Origin of the sequence: Halohasta litchfieldiae, from assembly GCF_002788215.1 — an archaeon.
Lineage (GTDB): Archaea > Halobacteriota > Halobacteria > Halobacteriales > Haloferacaceae > Halohasta > Halohasta litchfieldiae.
The window spans coordinates 2597623-2617752 of the sequence record NZ_CP024845.1; the positions used below are offsets into that span (position 1 = coordinate 2597623).

Here is a 20130-nt window from a genome sequence, read left to right on the forward strand (position 1 = left end):
CTCTCGTGAGGTTGAAGCTACGGAGTCCGAGACACGGTCACCGACGCACTGGGGTTTCAGACGAACTCTCGTGAGGTTGAAGCAAACTCTAACTCGGAGATTTGCAAATCTACAGTCTGTTTCAGACGAACTCTCGTGAGGTTGAAGCGATCAGTCATCTATCCCTCTGCATGGTGTCGGTGGGTTTCAGACGAACTCTCGTGAGGTTGAAGCCGACGTGATCCCGGTCGAGGCCGAGAGCGAGGAGAGTTTCAGACGAACTCTCGTGAGGTTGAAGCCGATTGCTCGTCTGCTCCTCGGGGTGTGGCATCCCGTTTCAGACGAACTCTCGTGAGGTTGAAGCGGAGATAGTAGCACCTCCTAAGTGGCTTCTGTACGGTTTCAGACGAACTCTCGTGAGGTTGAAGCTACAGTAAGCTGATGCAGTACACCCACGCCGAGTAGTTTCAGACGAACTCTCGTGAGGTTGAAGCCTCTCAATCGTCGGGTCGCTCCCGTCGGTCCCGGTTTCAGACGAACTCTCGTGAGGTTGAAGCGGCCCCTCGATCTACACGTCGGTGCTGTTCGACGAAGTTTCAGACGAACTCTCGTGAGGTTGAAGCCGTGGGCACGTCACCGAAGCTGAGACAGTCCCGAAAGGTTTCAGACGAACTCTCGTGAGGTTGAAGCGTTTCGGAGCGGTGAATGTCACAGATACTGAATCATAGTTTCAGACGAACTCTCGTGAGGTTGAAGCGCGTGGTGGACCGGCCGGGCGAGTTCAGCGATTGATACGAGTTTCAGACGAACTCTCGTGAGGTTGAAGCGATTGAACCGAGATATCGCCAAACGCATTGTCGACAGTTTCAGACGAACTCTCGTGAGGTTGAAGCGACTCCGGGACAGCCGTTGTCGGAGATGATAATGGCGTTTCAGACGAACTCTCGTGAGGTTGAAGCGGCGACCGCTCGAAATCGAAGTCGGTCGCGGTCCGGGTTTCAGACGAACTCTCGTGAGGTTGAAGCTCGGCGATCAGGTCGATCAGATGGAGATCGGCGTTTTGTCGGAGGCGGACGGCATACTCTTCGGCTGGTCCCGTGAATCGCCCCATTGTAACAACCATCCCTCGCTGGGGGCCGTCGAAGTCGAACGTGGCGATCGCTGAATGGAGCTTCTGAACGACTGGTCGACCAACGGTGTCGGTGTGTTTGGATTCGACGATGACTGCTTGGCGGGTTCCGTCGACGACTTCCTCTATCAGGACATCTCGGCCTTCGTCAGCCCGACGGTCGGCCTGTCGAACGTTCTCGTAGCCAAGATTACGGAATACATCCTCGATTACGTCTTCGAACTCGAACCCGGAGAAGTCGTCTAAACAGCCATTCTACTTGGTAAAGAACTATTGCTAATTGTATAAACACCATTGGAAACCAACAGGCAAACCCAGGATTCTATATCAGTGAGGGTCTCCAATCCCACATATTATAGTTCCAACCATTATAGACTAAACTATAATAGTCTAAACTCTAACTGCAAAACAGTACGAACTGTGCGGGGCCGACGCGTATGCGGATCTAATCGAACCGGAACTTCCAGATTTTGTGAGAGAGACGTTCGAATTGCTCTGTCACGAGGTACTTCCCACGCTCTACCCAGAATACAGACTGACACAGCTGCCTGCACAGTGGTGGTACAAACACCACGAAATCGATGTTGTCGCGACAACTGATCAGAGTACGTTGATTGTCGGGGAAGCAAAGTTCACGAATTCCCCGCTCGGATACGATGTGCTCGCCAAGCTTGAGAACACGACAGACCACATTGACTGGAAGACGAACACTGGTGGGACTCCGGAGTACGAATACGCTCTATTCAGTCACTCCAGATTCAAGAATTCAGTCGAAGAAGCTGCAACAGAGCGTGATAATCTCCAGTTCGTTGCGTTGGGAGAGATTGTTTCGGTCCTCGAATCCAGTTAGTCAAGGCATACTGACTGCTGCTGTGCTGGGACGCGAGACTGAAAATGTTAGCGAATGTGAAGAAAATGAGTGATTTGTCCGTAAGTGTCATGCTTACGGAGATTCGAGCTTGCCGAGACGTGCTCACTCCGTTGCGCGCGTCACAGAGTGACGCTCGCTACAATGCTCCGACGGGGATTCGAACCCCGGTCATTACCGTGAGAGGGTAATATGATTGGCCGGACTACACCATCAGAGCGTGCTGTCGCGTTCTGCTGAACGCATTGCATAGTATCCCGCTGGTGAACAAAACAGTTGCGCTTTGGACGCCCCCGTGTGTTGGGCTGTCGACCCACAAAAACACGGGACGCCAGCGACCCGTCTCATCGCTACGAAACCACATTCATTCCTGATTGTCCCCATGCTGCTACTGTATGTTGATTGATCACAACCAACATTATTGTATATAATATACTGACGCACTAGGTGAAATAAACGGTGGGGGTATCTGAGTCGTTGATTCACGAGGAATACTGATCGGAGTTAGCTATCGAATAGAAAAATCCTTCAATAAGGCCAACCGTGGTTATACCATCTAGGTGTCGACCGAATGCCAAACATGGAAACAGCGACGTTCGAGACTGAACTGAGTCTGTTCAAGTACGACAATTTGGAGCAGTTGCCCGCCAGCTACCGGGAGTTGACCGAAGCCGACCGAACGCCGCGGATCGAGGCCGCACTCGATGAACTCGGCGACGATGTGGTCATTCTGGGCCACAACTACCAGCGCCGCGAGATCGTCGACCACGCCGACTTCATCGGCGACTCCTACGCGCTAAGCAAGCACGCCGCAGAGGCCGACGCCGAGTACGTCGTCTTCGGCGGGGTGACGTTCATGGCCGAATCCGCCGACATCATCACCGACGACGACCAGACGGTCGTCCTCCCCTGTATGGAAGCCTCCTGTCCGATGGCAGGCATGGCCGAAGCTCTGCAGGTCGACGCTGCTTGGGAGCAGATCACCGCTGCGGACCCCGACAGCGAGATCATCCCAATTACGTATATGAACTCCTACGCCGACCTGAAGGCGTTCTGCGCCGAACAGGGAGGCCTCGTCTGTACCTCCTCGAACGCCCACAAAGCCTTCGAGTGGGCGCTGGAACGCGGCGACAAGATTCTCTTCTTGCCCGACAAACACCTCGGCGAGAACACCGCCCACCGACTCGGGATGGCCGAGTCCATTGCCGAGTGGAACCCGTGGGACCCCGAAGCCAAGGACGCCGACGAACTCGAAGAAAGCGAAATCGTCCTCTGGGACGGCTACTGTCAGGTCCACGAACGCTTTACGGCCGAACATATCGCCGAGGTCCGCACCGAATACCCAGACGCAAACGTCGTCGTCCACCCCGAGTGTCGACGCGAGGTCGTCGAGGCCGCCGATGTCGTCGGCAGCACCGCGACGATCACGGAGGTCGTCGAAGAGGCCGACCCCGGCGAGACGTGGGCCATCGGGACCGAAATCCATCTCGCCAAACACCTCGACCGCTGGCACGACGACGTGAACGTCTTCCCGCTCTGTGGCGACGCCTGTATGGACTGTGATGCGATGAGACAGATCGACCCCAACTATCTGACGTGGGTACTCGAAGAACTGGCAGCGGGCCGCGAACACAACGTCATCGAGGTCGCCCCCGAGGAGAAGGAACTCGCTGGGGTCGCCCTCGACCGCATGCTGGAGCTATAAGATGGCCGGTGAGTCGACCCCGAACCAGCCGACGTCCAAGGAGCCGGAGCCGCGCACAGTTGACGTGCTCGTCGTCGGCTCGGGAATCGCTGGCTGCGCGGCAGCACTCGCCGCCGCCCGCGAGGGCGAGGAGATACTGCTCGTCACCAAAGCCAGCGAGCCCGAAGACGCCTCTTCAGACTGGGCACAGGGTGGTATCGCTACCACTCGTGGCGACCCGGAATCGCTTAAAACCGATATCATCGAAGCCAGTGCTGACACGGCCGATCCGGCCGCAGTCGACGTCCTCGTCGACAACGCGGCCCCCGCGATCCGCGACGTACTACTCGACACCCTCGGTATTGATTTCGATACCCTCGGCCAAGAAGCGGAGTACGACTTCGCCCGCGAGGCAGCCCATTCGGAGGATCGAATTCTCCACGTCGACGCCTCGACGGGCCAACACATCCTCAGGCCCTTTTTATCCTACTTAAGCGAGGTCGACAACGTCACGATCCTCGAAGACACGACTGCGCTCGAACTGATCCGCCACGAGGGACGGGTCCACGGCGCACTGCTCGATACCGAACCGGACGGCGAACCGGTGTTCGCTGGCGCAACGATCCTCGCAACGGGCGGGATCGGCGACTGCTTCGAGCAGTCGACCAATCCCCCCGGTTCGACGGGCGACGGAATTGGGATGGCGTTTCTCGCCGGAGCCGACGTCGAGGATATGGAGTACGTCCAGTTCCATCCGACCGCCGCCGCAGTCGACGACCCGTTCCTCCTCAGCGAAGCCGTCCGCGGTGAGGGCGGCGTGCTCCGCAATGCCGAGGGCGAGCGGTTCATGCCCGACTACCACGAAGACGCTGAACTCGCACCCCGCGATGTCGTCGCTCGCGCAGTGCTAGACGAGATCGATGCCACCGGCTCGGTCCACCTCGATGTCTCGCCGCTGGCCGAACCGTTCGACGAGGCGTTTCCGAACCTCGCGGCCACCTGCCAAGAGCACGGAATCGACTGGCGCGCCGGGATTCCGATTGCGCCCTGTGAACACTTCCTCTGTGGTGGGATCGACGTCGACGGCCACGGTCGAGCTAGTCTCGACCGCCTGTATGCGGTCGGCGAATGTGCCCACACCGGCGTCCACGGGGCCAACCGGCTGGCCTCCACGAGCCTCTTGGAGGGCCTCGTCTGGGGCCTCCGCGCTGGCGAGGATGCAACCGGATACGACCCCGAGAGTATCGAGGTCCAGCGGCTCCAGAACAGCGATCCAGCGCTTCCGGAACGGTTCGCGGGTGAGAAGTTCCACCGGCTGACGACGATCATGAGTGGAGAACTCGGCTTACGGCGAACAACTGACGGCATTGCCAGTGCGCGTGGAGTTCTCCGTCGACTCAAAGGTGAGGTCGACGCCTATACGCGGACCCGAACCTCGCGGGGACTCTACGAACTCCGAAACGCCACTGTCGTGGCCATCCTCATTGCGACTGCAGCTGCCGAAAACGACGAAAGCGTGGGGTGTCACTACCTTGAACCCCCACAAGAGGAGGCTACCAGCCCGCCAGCCGAGGCAGGACCAGAGTAATGCTCACGAGCGACCAGATCGAGGGCTGGCTCCGCGAGGACGTCGGCCACCACGACGTAACCAACGACGTTCCCGGCGAGACGACGGGTCGACTCGTCGCCAAAGAAAGCGGCGTTGCAGCCGGAATCGAGGCCGCCGCAGCCGTCTTCGAGTATCTCGACGTGACCACTGAGACACCGGTTTCGGATGGCGACCGAATTGAGGCAGGCGATATCCTTCTCCGAACCACAGGCACGGCCCGTGAGACGCTCCGAGCCGAACGCGTGGCGGTTAACCTCGCCGGTCATGCCTCCGGCATCGCAACGAAAACACGGCAGGCAGTCGACCGTGCCGAGGAGGTCGGCTCCGATGTCAGAATTGCGGGCACACGCAAGACGACCCCCGGACTTCGGGGAATCGAAAAGCGCGCAGTAGTCGCTGGCGGCGGTGACACCCATCGCCTCGATCTCTCACATATGGTGATGATCAAGGACAACCACATCGCCGAACTCGGGCTCGAAACGGCTGTCTCGCAGTTCCGTGAGCGCGTCTCTTTTGCCACCAAAATCGAGGTCGAAGCCGAGTCAGCCGTTCAGGCTAAACGAGCAGTCGACGCTGGAGCCGACATCGTTCTCCTCGACAACTTCCCACCAACCGAACTGAGTGATGTCGTCGACAGCCTATCTGGATCAATCGACAACGCCGACCGGAAGGTCCTCATCGAAGCCAGTGGTGGCATTACAGTCGACACAGTTACGGACTACGCGGCGACCGGCGTCGACATCATCTCGATGGGATCGCTAACCCACTCTGCAGAGACGCTCGACTACTCGTTTCGAACAAACTAACGACCGGGTAGCCAGTGCCTACTCGTCGGCAGGGACTGCCTGATCCACCTCGACCGAATCACCGACACTGATTTTCTTGCCCCACTCAGATTCTGGAACCATCGTATTGAGCATCAGCCGGAAATGATGATCGAACCAGTCGCCGCCGCTCCAGTCGGGGAGTGTCTCCTCCCGTTTCTCGACGAAGGTCGACTGAAAGCCATCGTACTCTGCGCCGGTATCGGGATTACGTGATGGAACCACACACCGCTGACAGGGGTTAATGCCCCGGAACGACACGTCGCCAATTGAAAACATCACGTGGTGGTTCCGGTCGTCGAACAGGTGATCCTCCCAGAACGCAGGCACCCCACCGAGTTCGATATTCGGCCGCAGGCGTCGACGCATTCCGTCCGTGCTGATCCCATCAAACCACAAGGCCACTGTCTCGATTGTTGCGGTACTGATGATCGTCGGTCCCGAGGCAGTAGTGTCATCGGGATAGCCACCGGCCTGATCGCGAGCTATCGAGACCGGGTAGCCTACGTGATCACTGAGCCAGTCGACAGCGTGGCCGTCTGCAAGTTCGTCGACCGTGAACCGACGTGGCTCCGTCTCGACTGTCGAGAGTTGTACGGCATCGATGTTGGCTCCATCGCCCTGGTAAGTAGCACGAATCTGATGGATCTGCTGTTCTCGCTTCCCGTTGACGTAGGTGTCCTCGGCATCAAACAGCGCAAACTCCCGGTCGCCAGCCAGTCCGCCATTGTCGACAATCGGGACCGACTCCACCGACCATCCGTCCAACGATTTGATCGGATAGATCGTTAGTCGGTCGACTGTCGGACTGATATCTGTCATACCTACTCATTCGACGGCAGTTTGAAAAACGTCCCGTCAGAAAGACGCGTTACTCGTCGGCTTCGTCCTCGGAGAGGTCGATCTCTGCCTCGGCGAAGACGTCTTCGATCTCGTCGACTGACAGCGACTGGTAGCCATCGTCGACAGTGACCGTCGAGATGCTGACTTCGCTCGGTCCGAGTTCGTCGTTGGCGACGCGCAGTGCCTGTGCGGCGAGCCCGAGCCCGGTCTGGAGGTCGACCTCGTCGGTCCATTCGTCTTCGAGGAACTCCTGAATCTCACGGCCGGAGCCGCCGATGACGGTCGCTTTCCACTCGTTGGGTGTGCCGGAGGGATCGGCTGCGAACAGCCGCGGTGTGCCGTTCTGGATGCCACCAACGAGGAGGGCTGCCCCGTACGGTCGGGTGCCACCGCGCTGAGTGTTTTCCTGAATGTGGTCGGTGAGTTCCTTGGTGAGTGCCTCGACATCGATTGGCTCGCCGTAGCGGAGCCGGTTGACTTGGCCCTGTTGGCGAGCGAAGTCGACCAGCTGGCGGGCGTCGGCCACGTGGCCAGCGCTGGCCGCGCCGACGTGGTCGTCGAGCTTGTGGAGCTTCTCGATACTTTCGGACTCCATCAGCGGCGATCCGGCCCGGCTCTGGGCTGCGAGGATGACGCCCTCGGTGGTTCGGAGACCGACACTCGGTGCACCCCGCGAGACGGCCTCGCGTGCGTACTCAACCTGATAGATCCGCCCGTCCGGCGAAAACAGCGAGGTCCCTCGGTCGTAGGCCTGCTGGTCGTTACCTCTCATTGCGCCCCTCCGCGTGTGAACCGACGTCCGTACTGATTCATCTGGTCGAATCTATGGGTCCAGACAGGAAAAACCCTTGCTACCGAGCAAATCAGGGTGTCATCATCCGAGTATGACAGATAGCTGTTGGCCCGTAATTCCTGATTAATCGCCGTTTGTAACCGGGTGTATACGGCCTAACTCCGCGAGCATTGTGGACCACGTTTCGGCGACGACCGCCTCGCCACAGACTGCTGGATCGCTGTAGGGCTGAACGAACAGTCCAGCCGCCTTCCCAGCCGCGAGCGCGTTTTTCACGTTGACATGGTAGTCATCGATTAAAATGTCACCAGCCAGTCGACCCTTGTTCCGGGGTACGTCGTCGATGATTTCGTCGTGTGGCACGTCGTGTTCGTCGAGCCATTGAGCGGTGATCGGGTGGCTCTCGGCGGGGCGATGGGTGGCGATCCGGACGGTGTGGCCCTGTTGGCTCAACCATCGGGCAGCCTCAGCCGCGCCATCGATTGGCTCCATTCCCAGTAGAAACCATTCGGGCCGCTCGTCGATTGCGCGGTGGAGCAGATCACCGATATCCAGCTCGGTTCCGGGAATCGAAAACGACCACTCGGTGATCTGCTCGCGAGTGAGTGCGACCCCACATTCGGCTTTGACGTACTCGATGAGTCTCGGCGTGTTGTCACACAGCGTCCCGTCGACATCGAGGAGTACCGTTCTGGATGGCCCTCGATTCAGCCGGAGTGTCATTGGCTGTTGTTCGTGGGCAGTGACTGTGAAGCTATCCCTTGGCGTTAGTCACCGACTACTATCGGCGATATTTGACGAACGCAAACCCATCTCGCTCGTCTCGACTCACTTCCTGCCAATCATTGCGCTCCCAGTCGGGGAACGATGTGTCGCCCGCGTAGGTCGACTCGATCTCGGTAAGCACCAGTCGGTCGGCCTGCGGGAGAAACTGTTTATAAACCGTTGCCCCGCCGATCACGTACACCGTTTCGGTGTCACCAGCGGCCTGCCGGGCAGCCTCAACGGCTGCGTCGACTGAATCCGCGACAACGACACTGTCGGGCACCTCTGGCGAGCCGCGACTCAGCACGATGTTCGTCCGGCTCGGTAGCGGGCCATCGATGTCAGCGGCGATACTCTCGTACGTTCGTCGACCCATAATGACGGGATGCCCCATCGTCGTCTCCTTGAAATGCTTGAGATCAGCAGGCAGATGCCACGGCATCTCGCCGTCGACACCGATGACACCGTTTTCGGCGACCGCTGCGATGAGCGCGATTGTGGGGTGGTGGTCGTCAGTCGACATGGTTACTCTGCAACCGAGAACTGAATCCCGTCGGCGGGGTCGTAGTCGGTGAGCTGGATGTCCTCGAACGTCAGTTCGTCCAACGGCTTGTCCGCAATCTCGATGGCTGGCCGTGACCGTGGCTCCCGCGAGAGTTGTGTTAGCAATCCGGGAACGTGGTCGTAGCCATCGCTTTCGTCGGATTCTGTGGGGGCTGTCTCGGTGAGCCACTCGCGAACATCGAGATACTCGGCCTTGGTGTCGACCTCGCCAAGTCGCGACTGTAATTCGGCGAGATTGTCGTCGTACCATGCCCCGCGGTCGCCTTTGCCACAGTAGACGTGGGCGTCGACGACTGTATGGCCGAACTTCCCCGGCTTGAACCCGGTTTCTTGGGCAACGGCATGGGTCAAAAGCGAGTAGGCGGCAATATTGAACGGGACGCCGAGGGCAATGTCGCCCGAGCGCTGGGTGAGATGGCAGTTGAGTCGGTCGCCCTGAACGTTGAACACAAAGGTGTAGTGGCAGGGCGGCAGCGTGCTGACCGCGGCGTTGGCGGGATGCCACGCCGAGACGACGAGTCGACGGGAGTTCGGCGACTCCTGAAGCGTATCAATCACGTACTGAATCTGATCGAAGGTGCCGTCGTCGTTCCGCCACCGGTGGTCATCCTCGGGCCATGCCTCGCCGTCGAGACCCTCTTCGGGCACCGGAAACCGCCGCCAGAATCGACCGTAGGCAGTGTCTAACCGACCCTCGTCGTCGGCCCACGCATCCCAGATCCCAGTCTCCTCGCGAAGGTTACGGATGTGTTCCTCGCCGGAGAGATACCATTTGAACTCGTGGATGAGGGAGTTCCACCGGAACCCCGAGAGATCCTTGGTGGTCAACAGTGGGAACCCCTCTTGGAGGTCGACGGTGTACTGTTGGCTGAACGACGAGATCGTGTCTACGCCGGTTCGGTTCGGCTTGTAGTTGCCGCCCGCAAGCGTGCTGTCGACGAGATCGAGATATTGCTGCATATGTGGGTTATCTGCGCTGAGAGCGCGGCTGTTATCAGTAGCAAACAACCCGGTCTACAAGTCATTTTGGAAATCGGGTATCGAAAACGCTGGACTGACAGTTACTTGAGAGCCACCTCCAGCAGAGCCTCATAGACTGGCTCATACTGGCTGGCAACTCGTTTGGGATCGGCGCGTTCCGCGCCGGTGAGTGGCTGCAGGTCGTGTGTCGACAGCGGCTCGATCATTTCGACGACGCGGTCGACGCGCTCCTCTAACTGTCCCTCGCGGGCACTCCCACTGGCGACCGCACAGGCTTTTAGATACCGCTGACCATCGTAGATCTTCGCCCGTGTTGGCCCGACGACCGCAACAGCATCGAACTCGATGCCGTCGACGGGGAGCGCGATATCGCTGTAGGATTCGACTACTGCAGGCTCAGTCTCGGTTATGCGGTCGGTAACACGCTCGAAAGCCGGGAGATACCGGTTGGTCATGAGTTCGTTGAAGCCGTCGACGCTCCGGACTCGTGGGGCACCATCCAGTGGGAGAGCTTCAATTAGGTGGTCGGGGAGTAGTCCAGCGTCCTCGGCGGTGCCGTTCACAACGAACCACGGCCCCTCAGGTGTCGTTACACGGTCGACCAGAAAGGTCCGACCCTGCTCACCGAGGAGCCCTGTTCGGTCGGGAGTCGGCCGCCAGAGGCGGTGGACAGGATTGAGTTGTTCTTCGTTGAGTTCACGGTCGCTGCTGTCGACGGCCGCCGCCGTGAGCGTGGCAATATCCTTGCCGTAGAGTCGACCCCCATTGACTGCCGAGACCACGTCGTCGTGGTCAAACCAGTAGTCGTTGCCTGCACGGGGTTTAAACCCAACAGCATCCGACAGCGAAGCGAGCAGGCCGGCGGCGAACGTCGTTTTTCCAGCGTCGACACGGGCGTCACCTGCGACTAACAGTTTCATTTATAAGTTGTGTATCCAGTTAGGAACCGACTACTCCTCGTCGACAGTCTCGGGTGCGAGCCCGTAGTAGCCCGGTTCCTCGTCGCTCGGCGGTTCGGCGATGACGAGTTCCTCGGAGTTGCGCATGATCCACGGGATCGCCCAGTCCAGCAGGATGTCTTCGACGCCCTCGTCGATTTCGGCGTCGACTTCCAGTCCTTGCAGTAGGCGGGCGATCTCGTAGACGGAGTACATCAGTTCTTCATCGAGGAGTTCCTGTGGCGTGTAGAAATCACAGGGATACAGCTCCTCGAAATCGTCTTTCGGTCGTGGCATGGGCAGTGGTACGGCCGCTGGTGGGGAAAACAGTAGGGATTTGGCGTCGACAGCGGCAGTATAGCTGTCGCTCAGTGGGTGGCGTCGCAAAAAATGGATGAACTGCCCGGATTACTCGAAAGCCTCGACAGCCTGTGCGTAGCGCTCGTCGGATTCGTCCCAGTCGACGACTTCGAAGAAGGCGTCGATGAACCCACCGCGGTCGGGTCCGAACTGGTAGTAGTAGGAGTGCTCCCAGACGTCGAGTGCGAGAATCGGGTGGCCGCCCCAGATCGCGCCCTGGTCGTGTTTGTCGACCACGACGTTACGAAGCTGGTTCGAGAACGAGTCGTAAACGAGAAGCGCCCAGCCACTGGCGTTTTTGGCTGCGGCTTCGAACTCGCCTTTCCAGGCATCGTACGAACCGAAGTCCTCTTCAATTCTCTCGGCGAGCGCACCGGATGGCTCGTCGCCGCCCTCTGGAGACATGTTCTGCCAGAACAGGTCGTGGAGAATGTGTCCTGAGGAGTTGTGGGTCACGTTCCGGATGGCTCCACCACTGGAGCTGAAGTCGCCGTTGTCACGGTTCTCGGCCAGCGTCTCTTCGGCCGAGTTCCAGCCGTTGACGTAGCCCTGATGGTGGGTGTCGTGGTGCCAGGTCAGGATCTGTTCGTCGATGTGCGGCTCAAGGGCGTCGTAGTCGTATGGAAGTGGATCTAATTCGTAGCTCATGTGTAATACCTCTATTTCTATATTGTCTGGGATACTGTTAAACCTTGAGGAGTAGTTTGATAACGTATCACATACAGATACCGGCAAATAATGTATTGTGATAACAAACGGATGACTACGTAAGGGAAATAGATTCCGAAATAATGTCAAAGTAGAACAGTGATCCGATTAGATCGTGTTCCCGTGACACTGCTCGAACCGCTGGGCGACGTCATCCCAGTCGATGACCTCGAAGAAGTTGTCGACGTACTCGCCGCGGTTGTTCTCGTACTGGAGGTAGTAGGCGTGTTCCCAGACGTCACAAACGAGAATCGGCGTGGTCGCCTGCGGGGTCTGGTTCTGGTGGTTTTCGGCCGCCGCAATAATCAGTTCGTCGCTGGCAGCGTCGTGGCACAACAGCCCCCAGCCCGAGCCTTCGACGCCACCGGCGGCGGCTGCGAATTCAGATTTGAACGCCTCGAAGGAGCCGAAGTCCGCCTCGATATGGTCGGCGAGCTCGCCCCCGGGTTCGCCGCCACCGTCGGGATGCATGTTCTCCCAGAAGATGGTGTGGTTGACGTGGCCCGACAGATGGAACGCGAGGGCTCGTTTGACGCTCTTGATGTCGCCGAAGTCCTCGCTGTCCCGCATCCCTTCGAGGGCGTCTCTGGCGGCGTTCGCGCCGTCGACATAGCCCTGATGGTGTTTGTCGTGGTGGAGTTCCATGATCCGCGAATCGATGTGCGGTTCGAGTGCGTCGTAGTCATACGGGAGGTCTGGTAGTTCGTACGTCATGCCTTTCAGACAACGGTCGAATCCGACCTAAAGTTTCGGTGTGTTAACACTTTAGGCGACTGTGTGGGACCTTGAGAGAACGGCCGACTCAGTCGCCGCGGGCGGCCTCGAACATCGCTATCGCTTCCTCGCGTCGCTCGCTGTGGTCGACAATCGGATCGGGATACTCCGGAGCCGCGTTGCGCCGCTGGGTCAGTGATGCCTCGTGCCAGTCGTGGATGATCTGTGGGTCGGTATCTTCCAGTTCGTCGACGTACTCTTTTATATACTCGGCGTCGGCATCGTAGCGTTCACCCTGTGTCATAGGATTAAAAATCCGGAAGTAGGGCTGGGCGTCGGTGCCGGTTGAGGCGGCCCACTGCCAGCCACCGTTGTCGTTGGCGGTGTCGTGGTCGACCAGTTTCTCTCTGAACCAGTCATAGCCCTCACGCCAGTCGATCAGCAGGTCCTTCGTCAGAAAGGCGGCGACGATCATTCTGACTCGGTTGTGCATAAATCCCTCAGCGCGGAGTTGGCGCATTCCGGCGTCGACGATTGGATACCCCGTCTTCCCGTCTTTCCACGCCTGCAGATGCTCCTCATTGGTTTCCCACTCGATTTCGTTGTCGTACTCCTTGTAATTCTCCGAGACGACATTGGGGTGGAACCACAGCACGTGAGTGTAGAACTCGCGCCACGCGAGTTGGGACTGGAACTCCTCGATAGATTCGATTTCAGCTTCGCTGGCGTCCTCGCGTGCATTCTCTGTCGTCCAGTAGACTTCGCGGATGCCGATGGTGCCGTATTTGAGGTCCGCCGAGAGCCGCGAGGTCGACTCCTGCGTCGGGTAGTCCCGGTCTTCCTCGTAGCGATAGATGCCGTCCTCACAGAACGCTTCGAGTCGCTTCTGGGCTGCCTCGCTGCCAGCAGTCAACAGATCGGCCTCCGGCTTCTCGAATCCCAGCTCGTCGAGCGTCGGAAGCGAGCCAGCCTCGACGCCTGCGGTGTCGCTGTCGACGAGCAGATCGGTGTCAGGATCTGGATAGGGATCGTCTTTCTCGCGGCCCTGCCACTTGCGACCGAAGTACGTAAACACCGAGTAGGGGTCGCCTTGGTTGGTTGTGATTGATCCGGGTTCATGGCAGATGGCGTCGTGGAACGAGTCGCGGGGGATGTCGACTTCGTTGAGAGCCTGTCGGACCGCCGAATCACGCTGGCGAGTGAGCCCGGAGTAGTCGCGGTTCCAGACGACGCGGTCGGCCTCAATCGCTTGGGCAACCTCGGGGACGACCTCTCGCGGATCGCCGTGACGAATCAGGAGTTCGCCGCCGCGCTCGCGGTACCATTCACGGAGTTCGGCTAGTGCGTCCAAGAGATAGTCGACGCGCGGAGCTCCGGCATGTGCAAGCACCGACTCATCGAAGACGAAAAGCGAGATGACACCACCGTCCACATTGGCAGCGGTCCCGTCGGCCGCAGCGACCGCCCTAGCCGCGGCCGCCAGTGCCCGATTGTCCGCGCCACGTAGGTCCCGTCGGTGCCAGTGGAGTTGCATACTCCCACAACGGACGCACTGATAAGGAAACTTGTGGAGTCCGCGAAACGACCGGGCAGAACAAATAGTCAGTCTTTTTATCATCTCTGAAGAGTATCCGACATGGTCCTTCGTAATCCTGCTGTGCGATGGGGAATCGGCATCTCCGGTGGACTGATGATTGCTGTGATTTCGTTCCTGTTTCTTACAGGGATCACACAGCTAGTCGGCTATCTTATCGCACTGTTTGATGCCGTCATTACGCCACTCGTTTTAAAACAGGCCGCTGCCGCGCAGTAACTGTCGAGAGACGATTCATTTCGGTTTATTTGTCGAAAACATCGACGGGTCTTCGGCCAGCGAGTCGCGTCGACCATCCAAGAGGCCGAACCGCTCGCCACGTCGGCGTTCGAGCCAGTAGAGCAGTTGTTCGGCCCACCGGAGTTTGCGTGCCTTCAGTGGGTCGACCGAGGGATCGTCGAACGCCCAGCCGAGAAATTCGAGGTCGGCCGCGCCGAACGCATCGGCGATAAACGCTGCCCGGTCGCCATCAGTGAACCCGCCGAAGTTCTCGACAGGGCCGCGTGGCTCGGCCTGCGTGGTCACGAGCGTCCACTCGGAATCGAACTCCGGCAGCCACTCGCGGAGGGTGGGAATATTGTCCCCGTGGGCGTGGGCCGCGACTGGCGTCTCACCGTGAGTCAACCTGCGGGCCGTGTCGACGTTTTTGTCCAGATCGGTCACCATCAGGTCGACCTCGATACCGTGGTCGGCCAACACATCGGCCGCCGTCGAGGCGGCAACGATAGCGTCGACAGCCGTCGGATCGAACCCCGCGAGGTCGGTCGACAGTGAGGGTGCAGCACCGACGACGGCGACGGTGGCTCCATCGAGATGAGAGAGTCGACTGTGGTCGAACGGCTGGGCCAGTTCGCCAGCCACGTCTCGCGCAGTTTCGTCGGCCGAGCGGTCGAAGCCGAGATCCGAACAAATCGCCTCGTAGATCGGTTCCCACGCTGGAAAGCTCACGCTACTCCTCATTTGGTTCTGATAAAAGGCCAAACGAGCCTGTGGCTCGGTGGCTGTAATATTGTATGGGCCGGATTGGCACAGAGTACCCCTACCCGAATGCCCCTCCGGCGTCCATTGTCTGCTTTTACATGATCCGGCATAAGTTTTCTCTTAACAGCACGCCTTTCTGATACGTTCCAGAATGGCCGAAATATCGCTTGAAACCCCACTCAAACGCTCAGTAAGCTGCGTATAACCCATTTTTGTGCCAACTAGTACCATGGTTCTGTCAGACGGTCGTCTGACGCAGTCGACGCCTACTGGTTCAGCCGCCTCCGAAAGTTGGTTTTGGATGGTAGTGTCGACGCCTGATAGCTTGAAGACGTGTGTAACAGCTCGGTCTGCGGTGTTGTCGGTCTCATCCACGAGATCGAATCGGTCGAAATGTCGACGCGCCTCGCGGGGGGTCGTGATGTCAAGTTCTTCGACCGCAATGCCGTCGACGGTCTCGTGGAGCCGCGGTCGGGAGAACTCGTGGCCGATGAGTGCCGCGTCCCGCGTTTCGGCAACGTCGTGGGTACGGATCACGTGCGCCCCGCGTTCGACCGCCATTGACGTCGCCGCCAGCGACACAGCCAGCGCCTCCTCAGTGTCTCGACCGGCAACCGACCGGAGGAAGTTTTTGCGGTTGATCGAGACCAACATGGGCTGGCCGTAGCCACGGAACTCGCGGAGTCGATGAAACGTCTCGCGGTCGTCCTCGATGGTCTTGTCCTCGCTCCAACCACCGAATGCGGGGTCGATTATCGTTTTGTCCGTCAGTCCATTGAGTTCAAGTGCGTCGTAGATATCATCCACGTCCTCGACTGCGCCGGGGCGTTCGAGATCCGGCGGCGAAGCCATTTTGGCGACTGCGACATCGTAGTCCTCGCAGATCTCGGGCATCTTCGGATCGGCAAAGCCACAGATGTCGTTGACCATGTCGAACCCACCCTTGAGGGCGGCTTCGGCGACCTCGTGGTAGCGCGTTTCAATCGAGAACACGGCATCCCCGGAGACGCTCTCGATGGTTTCGAGAGCGGTATCGAGGCGGTCGAGTTCCTCGGCGGCGCTGAGGACCTCGAATTTCTTGTTGGCCGATTCCAGCCCGACGTCGACGATGTCTGCACCCTCGCTGATGAGGTCCTCGTCGACGTAGGCGGCGGCTTCGCTCGGTGAGTTGAACACGCTCGGTTTGTAGGGCGATTCGGAGCTGACGTTCAACACACCCATGATTCGAGGGGGATGATCGTCACCAATCGGCAACCCGGCGGCGTCGACAGTTCGCATACGGTCATTCGGGACGCCGCCGACAAAGGCAGTGCGATCCGCTACGGGAGTCAGTCTATTTTTATCGACTGACCCGCTAGCTGACCTATGGGAAAAGTCAGCGTCGGACTTCGTGGCTGGCGGTTCGAGGAAAGCGAGATCTTCACCGACAGCGAGGAGTTCAAACCGCTCGAAGAGATTCCCGAGGATCCACGCCAGCGGCTGCTTCGGCTCTCTCGGCTGATCGAACAGCCGTGTGACGCCTGTTATCTGATTCACGGCGAGGCCGACAAACAGCGATGCAATCAGTCGGCGTTCGTCTACGGCGAGCCGATGGATGAAGTCGTGGTCTGTACGGACCACGAGCCGGCGTTCGTCTACTGGTATCAGAACGCCGGTGGCAGCGACCTCCGCGGCAAACCGGAGTTCGCCGACGCCTTTCACCAGTGGTTCGCCGACGGCAACCGGGCACCCGAGGGGTTCGGCGGCGTCGACCACGTCGAAACCGATCCGGAGGCACTCCCCGACCCCCCAAGTCCGGAGGAACTCCAACAGCGGCTCGAAGCCGACTACGAGCGAAGCGAGATCGATCTCCGGGAGTACCTCGACGAGCCGACCGAGCCTGACACCGAGGCGATCTCCGACGAAGAACTCGGGGAGCTTGATCTCGACACGAGCTACCCGACCGACGAATGAGCCCCCGCCAGCAGAAGCCCGTCGTCGTCGTCGTCGAACCTGAGACACCCGGAAACGTCGGCACCATCGCCCGCGCAATGAAGAACTTCGGTCTCACGGATCTCAAACTCGTCGACCCACCCGAACTCGACCCCGACGGCGAGGCCTATGGTTTCGCTGGCCACGCCCGCGAAGACGTGTTGCCGAACGCCGATGAGGTGACGTTCGATGAGATCGTCGACAACTACCACACGGTGGGCTGTACCGCGATCACGGGCGAAGACAGCCGTCGACACGTCCGGTTTCCGTTCAAAACGCCGGTTGAACTCCGCGAATCGCTGGCGACCGTCGAAACCCAAACCGCGCTGGTGTTCGGCCGCGAAGGGAGAGGCCTCCACAACAGCGAGATCGAACGGCTCGACGAGGTGTGTTCGATCCCCGCCAGCGGCGAGTATCCTGTGCTTAACCTCGGTCAGGCAGCCACTATCCTGTTCTACGAACTCCGCGAGCTGACTGTCGACGAGACACAGCTTCCGGACGTCGACCACCTGCGGGCTGACGAACCCGACATCGAACGACTGTACGACTACTTTGCGGATTTCCTCGACGCGCAAGCGTACAACGACCGAAAACAGGACAAGACCGAGCGACTGTTTCGGCGACTGATCGGCCGTGCCCATCCGACTGATAGGGAGGTCCACACGCTGTTGGGTGTGTTTCGGCAGGCCTCCGACCAGCTCGACGGTCGACAGGACCGACGTGACCAGTCCGAAGAACACGAGACGCCCAGAAGCCGAGAGTAGGTACTCCCTATTCGGCCGTTATATCGAAGCGTGTGGTGTGGTCAACCGATATCTCCCGGTCGTGCGCCTCGGCGATTTCCGAGACCACCGTCGACTCGCTACGTCCCGAGAAGATCCGAGACCACCGTCGATTCGGTCGTCTCGATGGCGACTCCTAAACTGTTAAGCCACTCTACTGTTGACTCGTCTGTATGGATCAGTACTTTCTCAACGGCAAGACCGAGCTCTCACCGATTGTCGTCATCACAACACTCCTGCTCATCGCGGCGTTCGCAGTCGGCTTCGGTTATCAGCTACTCGGATTGATGCTGTAGACGACCTATCCAGATCGGAGAACCGCCCGTTTCGGGCCGTCTGTTGTCTCTCCAGCAACAGTGTGTCACTAGCTGGCGATACCACAGTATACAGTTGCTAGTTGCAAACGAGGAAATCAGCCAGAATGTATATATAGGATACATACATGTAATAAATGACCAAAAATTATATTTTCTACGAGTACTATTTGAGAAATGACACGGGCACAATCTATGTCTACAACGGTTTCAGATCCTCCAACAGTTCTGGTTGTCGACGACGAACAGGATGTCGCCGACATTTATACGCTCCAACTCAACGAGCGCTACACTGTCGAGACGGTGTACGGCGGTCGAGCGGCTATCGACGCAGTCGACGAGACGGTCGATGTGATGTTGCTCGACCGTCGGATGCCGGATCTCTCGGGCAACAAGGTTTTGGAGCAGGTTCGGGCCGACGGCTACGACTGTCGGGTGATCATGGTGACTGCCGTCGACCCCAAGTTCGATATCATCGAAATGCCGTTCGACGATTATCTCTGCAAACCAGTCGACAAAGAGACACTGTATGAAGCAATCGAACAACAGCTTACAGCCAAAGAGTACGACGAGACCGTGAGCGAGCTGTTCCGGGCAACCTCGAAACTCACTGTGTTAGAGTCCGAGATGAGCAACGAGGAACTCAGTAGCTCCGCGGAGTATCAACGGCTCAAAACAATGACGACCGAGATGCGCACCGAGGCCGAGTCGTTGATGACCGAGCTGAACGATTTCGAGTCGGCGTTCAAAGCTATCGACCGCTCGTCGAACTGACGAGGCTCACTCTCGGTTGTTGTCGGCGTGGGAGCGAACCCAGAGTTCGCCGATCCGGGAGAGTTTCGTGCGGTAGGATTTGCCGACCTCCTCCTGTTCGATATACCCCTTCCCGCCGGGACCGAGTCGGTCGACGTTGTAGATCACCTTCGACCGGAAACTGTCGGTGTACTCCTCGTTGAGGTCCCGCGCCAGCGTCGAGGCCAACTCGCTGACTGACTCGAACTCGCCGTGTTCGCCGAGGGTAAATAGGACGAGTTCCTCGAACGGTTTGACGCTCGAAAACGAGGCCACGGGGAGTTCGACGATGTGGCTGTCGCCGATCTTTTTTGCCCCGATGGTGACGCCGCGTTCGTCGAACTCCGAGAGCAGTTCGCTGATGCTATCGAGTCTGGTCTCCATCCGGCCGCGGTCGAGGTCGCCCGCCTCCAAGAGATCGGTCAGCAGGTCGTGTTCGGCCCGAAGCTCCTCGGCGAGTTCGGTTTCGAGATACTTCTCTGGGGCCGTGTAGTAGGTGTGAATCCGGTCTCTGTCCTCTTGACGCTCGACCATCACCGAGTGGGCGGCTGTAGCGAAGGCGAAACTCACCGGGCGGGGCATCGAGCAGACGTTGACCCAGACCTCCGCGCCGCTGTCGAGCTGTTCGTTTATCAGTTCGAACGCCCCCTCGAAGGCGGCGTCGTAATCGTAGACGTCTTCGAGGCGGATGCGTTCGGTTTCGGCACCCAGTAGGTTCCGGAAATCCGTTTCGAGTTTGGTTGCGAGTCGACGGGAGTATTCGACGTTGGCCTCGCTGCCGACCGCGCCCTCAAGCAGAATGACGTGGTCCACATCGAACTGATCGCGGATAAGTGGCGCAATAAGACGGTCGTAGTCGAACCCGACCGGAACGATGTGTGTCTCCATACACTGCGTTGCGTCGGACGGTATATATAACCTCAAAAAGTCGGTTGGA

Annotated in this window: 22 protein-coding genes, 1 tRNA gene, 1 pseudogene and 1 CRISPR repeat array (1 of these 25 only partly in view); of the genes and pseudogenes, 9 read left to right on the plus strand and 15 right to left on the minus strand. The window is 58.9% G+C overall.

The genetic code is table 11. The annotated features are described in order from the left end of the window. Window positions 1-1004: direct repeats of the CRISPR family, unit length 30 nt; unit sequence GTTTCAGACGAACTCTCGTGAGGTTGAAGC (it extends 595 nt beyond the left edge of the window). A gap of 5 nt (window positions 1005-1009) precedes the next feature. Then, window positions 1010-1318, minus strand: a pseudogene (locus HALTADL_RS13075) (restriction endonuclease); the annotation flags it as partial. 208 nt (window positions 1319-1526) lie between these two features. Here HALTADL_RS13075 and HALTADL_RS13080 point away from each other — a divergent pair. Then, window positions 1527-1958, plus strand: a complete 432-nt coding sequence (locus tag HALTADL_RS13080; RefSeq protein ID WP_089673014.1) for a DUF234 domain-containing protein — start codon at window positions 1527-1529, stop codon at window positions 1956-1958. Between the two features lie 163 nt (window positions 1959-2121). Here the strand turns inward: HALTADL_RS13080 and HALTADL_RS13085 are convergent. Continuing rightward, window positions 2122-2196: transfer RNA gene (locus tag HALTADL_RS13085), tRNA-Glu, on the minus strand. A 351-nt stretch (window positions 2197-2547) separates the two neighbouring features. On the opposite strand from HALTADL_RS13085, the gene nadA reads away from it, so the two are divergent. The 3 genes from nadA to nadC are packed head-to-tail and all read left to right on the plus strand — an operon-like array spanning window position 2548 to window position 6075. Then, the gene (gene nadA, locus HALTADL_RS13090; RefSeq protein WP_089673013.1) at window positions 2548-3681 is read left to right on the plus strand and encodes a quinolinate synthase NadA; all 1134 of its coding nucleotides are present in this window, start codon (window positions 2548-2550) and stop codon (window positions 3679-3681) included. A 1-nt stretch (window position 3682) separates the two neighbouring features. Further along, entirely contained in the window at window positions 3683-5248 is a 1566-nt protein-coding gene (locus HALTADL_RS13095; RefSeq protein ID WP_089673012.1) for an L-aspartate oxidase, read from the plus strand. Then, window positions 5248-6075: a carboxylating nicotinate-nucleotide diphosphorylase gene (nadC, locus tag HALTADL_RS13100; protein ID WP_089673011.1), complete on the plus strand. Its 828-nt coding sequence runs from the start codon at window positions 5248-5250 to the stop codon at window positions 6073-6075. The genes HALTADL_RS13095 and nadC overlap by 1 nt, the downstream gene beginning before the upstream one ends. A gap of 18 nt (window positions 6076-6093) precedes the next feature. Here the strand turns inward: nadC and HALTADL_RS13105 are convergent, their stop codons facing one another. The 10 genes from HALTADL_RS13105 to HALTADL_RS13150 form a co-directional block, all read right to left on the minus strand. Then, window positions 6094-6915: an MOSC domain-containing protein gene (locus HALTADL_RS13105; protein WP_089673010.1), complete on the minus strand. Its 822-nt coding sequence runs from the start codon at window positions 6913-6915 to the stop codon at window positions 6094-6096. A 49-nt stretch (window positions 6916-6964) separates the two neighbouring features. Next, entirely contained in the window at window positions 6965-7708 is a 744-nt protein-coding gene (locus HALTADL_RS13110) for an archaeal proteasome endopeptidase complex subunit alpha (RefSeq protein ID WP_089673009.1), read from the minus strand. Window positions 7709-7852: 144 nt separating this feature from the next. Then, a complete protein-coding gene (locus HALTADL_RS13115; protein WP_089673008.1) occupies window positions 7853-8452 on the minus strand; it encodes a 5' nucleotidase, NT5C type in 600 nt (199 codons plus the stop codon). Between the two features lie 58 nt (window positions 8453-8510). Next, the gene (locus HALTADL_RS13120; protein ID WP_089673007.1) at window positions 8511-9017 is read right to left on the minus strand and encodes a dihydrofolate reductase; all 507 of its coding nucleotides are present in this window, start codon (window positions 9015-9017) and stop codon (window positions 8511-8513) included. A 2-nt stretch (window positions 9018-9019) separates the two neighbouring features. Then, window positions 9020-10018 carry a thymidylate synthase gene (gene thyA, locus HALTADL_RS13125; protein WP_089673006.1) on the minus strand — a complete coding sequence of 333 codons (999 nt, stop codon included), beginning with the start codon at window positions 10016-10018 and terminating at the stop codon, window positions 9020-9022. A 101-nt stretch (window positions 10019-10119) separates the two neighbouring features. Continuing rightward, the gene (locus HALTADL_RS13130) at window positions 10120-10959 is read right to left on the minus strand and encodes an ATPase (RefSeq protein ID WP_089673005.1); all 840 of its coding nucleotides are present in this window, start codon (window positions 10957-10959) and stop codon (window positions 10120-10122) included. A 30-nt stretch (window positions 10960-10989) separates the two neighbouring features. Continuing rightward, window positions 10990-11274: a DUF5827 family protein gene (locus HALTADL_RS13135; protein WP_089673004.1), complete on the minus strand. Its 285-nt coding sequence runs from the start codon at window positions 11272-11274 to the stop codon at window positions 10990-10992. A 111-nt stretch (window positions 11275-11385) separates the two neighbouring features. Further along, window positions 11386-11985 (minus strand): superoxide dismutase, encoded by a 600-nt coding sequence (gene sod, locus HALTADL_RS13140; protein WP_089673003.1) that lies wholly within the window; start codon window positions 11983-11985, stop codon window positions 11386-11388. A 168-nt stretch (window positions 11986-12153) separates the two neighbouring features. Then, complete coding sequence (locus HALTADL_RS13145; protein ID WP_089673002.1) at window positions 12154-12759, minus strand: superoxide dismutase; 606 nt, start codon at window positions 12757-12759, stop codon at window positions 12154-12156. Window positions 12760-12847: 88 nt separating this feature from the next. After that, the gene (locus HALTADL_RS13150; RefSeq protein ID WP_089673001.1) at window positions 12848-14293 is read right to left on the minus strand and encodes a cryptochrome/photolyase family protein; all 1446 of its coding nucleotides are present in this window, start codon (window positions 14291-14293) and stop codon (window positions 12848-12850) included. Window positions 14294-14395: 102 nt separating this feature from the next. On the opposite strand from HALTADL_RS13150, the gene HALTADL_RS17850 reads away from it, so the two are divergent. Further along, a complete protein-coding gene (locus HALTADL_RS17850; RefSeq protein ID WP_177171938.1) occupies window positions 14396-14572 on the plus strand; it encodes a hypothetical protein in 177 nt (58 codons plus the stop codon). A 15-nt stretch (window positions 14573-14587) separates the two neighbouring features. Here the strand turns inward: HALTADL_RS17850 and HALTADL_RS13155 are convergent, their stop codons facing one another. Next, window positions 14588-15301, minus strand: a complete 714-nt coding sequence (locus tag HALTADL_RS13155; protein WP_089673000.1) for a 6-hydroxymethylpterin diphosphokinase MptE-like protein — start codon at window positions 15299-15301, stop codon at window positions 14588-14590. A gap of 153 nt (window positions 15302-15454) precedes the next feature. After that, the gene (locus HALTADL_RS13160; protein WP_089672999.1) at window positions 15455-16612 is read right to left on the minus strand and encodes a dihydropteroate synthase; all 1158 of its coding nucleotides are present in this window, start codon (window positions 16610-16612) and stop codon (window positions 15455-15457) included. An 87-nt stretch (window positions 16613-16699) separates the two neighbouring features. On the opposite strand from HALTADL_RS13160, the gene HALTADL_RS13165 reads away from it, so the two are divergent. From HALTADL_RS13165 to HALTADL_RS13175, 4 genes are all read left to right on the plus strand, one after another. Then, window positions 16700-17287 carry a hypothetical protein gene (locus HALTADL_RS13165; RefSeq protein ID WP_089672998.1) on the plus strand — a complete coding sequence of 196 codons (588 nt, stop codon included), beginning with the start codon at window positions 16700-16702 and terminating at the stop codon, window positions 17285-17287. Further along, the gene (locus tag HALTADL_RS13170) at window positions 17284-18069 is read left to right on the plus strand and encodes an RNA methyltransferase (RefSeq protein WP_089672997.1); all 786 of its coding nucleotides are present in this window, start codon (window positions 17284-17286) and stop codon (window positions 18067-18069) included. The genes HALTADL_RS13165 and HALTADL_RS13170 overlap by 4 nt, the downstream gene beginning before the upstream one ends. 191 nt (window positions 18070-18260) lie before the next feature. Beyond that, window positions 18261-18383 carry a hypothetical protein gene (locus HALTADL_RS17855; protein ID WP_265472932.1) on the plus strand — a complete coding sequence of 41 codons (123 nt, stop codon included), beginning with the start codon at window positions 18261-18263 and terminating at the stop codon, window positions 18381-18383. Window positions 18384-18596: 213 nt separating this feature from the next. Then, window positions 18597-19175 carry a response regulator gene (locus tag HALTADL_RS13175; RefSeq protein WP_089672996.1) on the plus strand — a complete coding sequence of 193 codons (579 nt, stop codon included), beginning with the start codon at window positions 18597-18599 and terminating at the stop codon, window positions 19173-19175. Between the two features lie 6 nt (window positions 19176-19181). Here HALTADL_RS13175 and HALTADL_RS13180 read toward each other — a convergent pair whose 3' ends face one another. Next, window positions 19182-20081, minus strand: a complete 900-nt coding sequence (locus HALTADL_RS13180) for an HFX_2341 family transcriptional regulator (RefSeq protein WP_089672995.1) — start codon at window positions 20079-20081, stop codon at window positions 19182-19184. Window positions 20082-20130: the final 49 nt, after the last annotated feature.

Bases quoted from the DNA above. Each gene is read 5' to 3' on its own strand.
- HALTADL_RS13130 (WP_089673005.1), bottom strand. From the start codon at position 10,959: ATGAAACTGTTAGTCGCAGGTGACGCCCGTGTCGACGCTGGAAAAACG.
- HALTADL_RS17850 (WP_177171938.1), top strand. From the start codon at position 14,396: ATGGTCCTTCGTAATCCTGCTGTGCGATGGGGAATCGGCATCTCCGGT.
- HALTADL_RS13135 (WP_089673004.1), bottom strand. From the start codon at position 11,274: ATGCCACGACCGAAAGACGATTTCGAGGAGCTGTATCCCTGTGATTTC.
- HALTADL_RS13120 (WP_089673007.1), bottom strand. From the start codon at position 9,017: ATGTCGACTGACGACCACCACCCCACAATCGCGCTCATCGCAGCGGTC.
- HALTADL_RS13105 (WP_089673010.1), bottom strand. From the start codon at position 6,915: ATGACAGATATCAGTCCGACAGTCGACCGACTAACGATCTATCCGATC.
- HALTADL_RS13160 (WP_089672999.1), bottom strand. From the start codon at position 16,612: ATGCGAACTGTCGACGCCGCCGGGTTGCCGATTGGTGACGATCATCCC.
- nadA (WP_089673013.1), top strand. From the start codon at position 2,548: ATGCCAAACATGGAAACAGCGACGTTCGAGACTGAACTGAGTCTGTTC.
- HALTADL_RS13150 (WP_089673001.1), bottom strand. From the start codon at position 14,293: ATGCAACTCCACTGGCACCGACGGGACCTACGTGGCGCGGACAATCGG.
- HALTADL_RS13145 (WP_089673002.1), bottom strand. From the start codon at position 12,759: ATGACGTACGAACTACCAGACCTCCCGTATGACTACGACGCACTCGAA.
- HALTADL_RS13110 (WP_089673009.1), bottom strand. From the start codon at position 7,708: ATGAGAGGTAACGACCAGCAGGCCTACGACCGAGGGACCTCGCTGTTT.
- nadC (WP_089673011.1), top strand. From the start codon at position 5,248: ATGCTCACGAGCGACCAGATCGAGGGCTGGCTCCGCGAGGACGTCGGC.
- HALTADL_RS13180 (WP_089672995.1), bottom strand. From the start codon at position 20,081: ATGGAGACACACATCGTTCCGGTCGGGTTCGACTACGACCGTCTTATT.
- HALTADL_RS17855 (WP_265472932.1), top strand. From the start codon at position 18,261: ATGGATCAGTACTTTCTCAACGGCAAGACCGAGCTCTCACCGATTGTC.
- HALTADL_RS13170 (WP_089672997.1), top strand. From the start codon at position 17,284: ATGAGCCCCCGCCAGCAGAAGCCCGTCGTCGTCGTCGTCGAACCTGAG.
- sod (WP_089673003.1), bottom strand. From the start codon at position 11,985: ATGAGCTACGAATTAGATCCACTTCCATACGACTACGACGCCCTTGAG.
- HALTADL_RS13165 (WP_089672998.1), top strand. From the start codon at position 16,700: ATGGGAAAAGTCAGCGTCGGACTTCGTGGCTGGCGGTTCGAGGAAAGC.
- HALTADL_RS13115 (WP_089673008.1), bottom strand. From the start codon at position 8,452: ATGACACTCCGGCTGAATCGAGGGCCATCCAGAACGGTACTCCTCGAT.
- HALTADL_RS13175 (WP_089672996.1), top strand. From the start codon at position 18,597: ATGTCTACAACGGTTTCAGATCCTCCAACAGTTCTGGTTGTCGACGAC.
- thyA (WP_089673006.1), bottom strand. From the start codon at position 10,018: ATGCAGCAATATCTCGATCTCGTCGACAGCACGCTTGCGGGCGGCAAC.
- HALTADL_RS13095 (WP_089673012.1), top strand. From the start codon at position 3,683: ATGGCCGGTGAGTCGACCCCGAACCAGCCGACGTCCAAGGAGCCGGAG.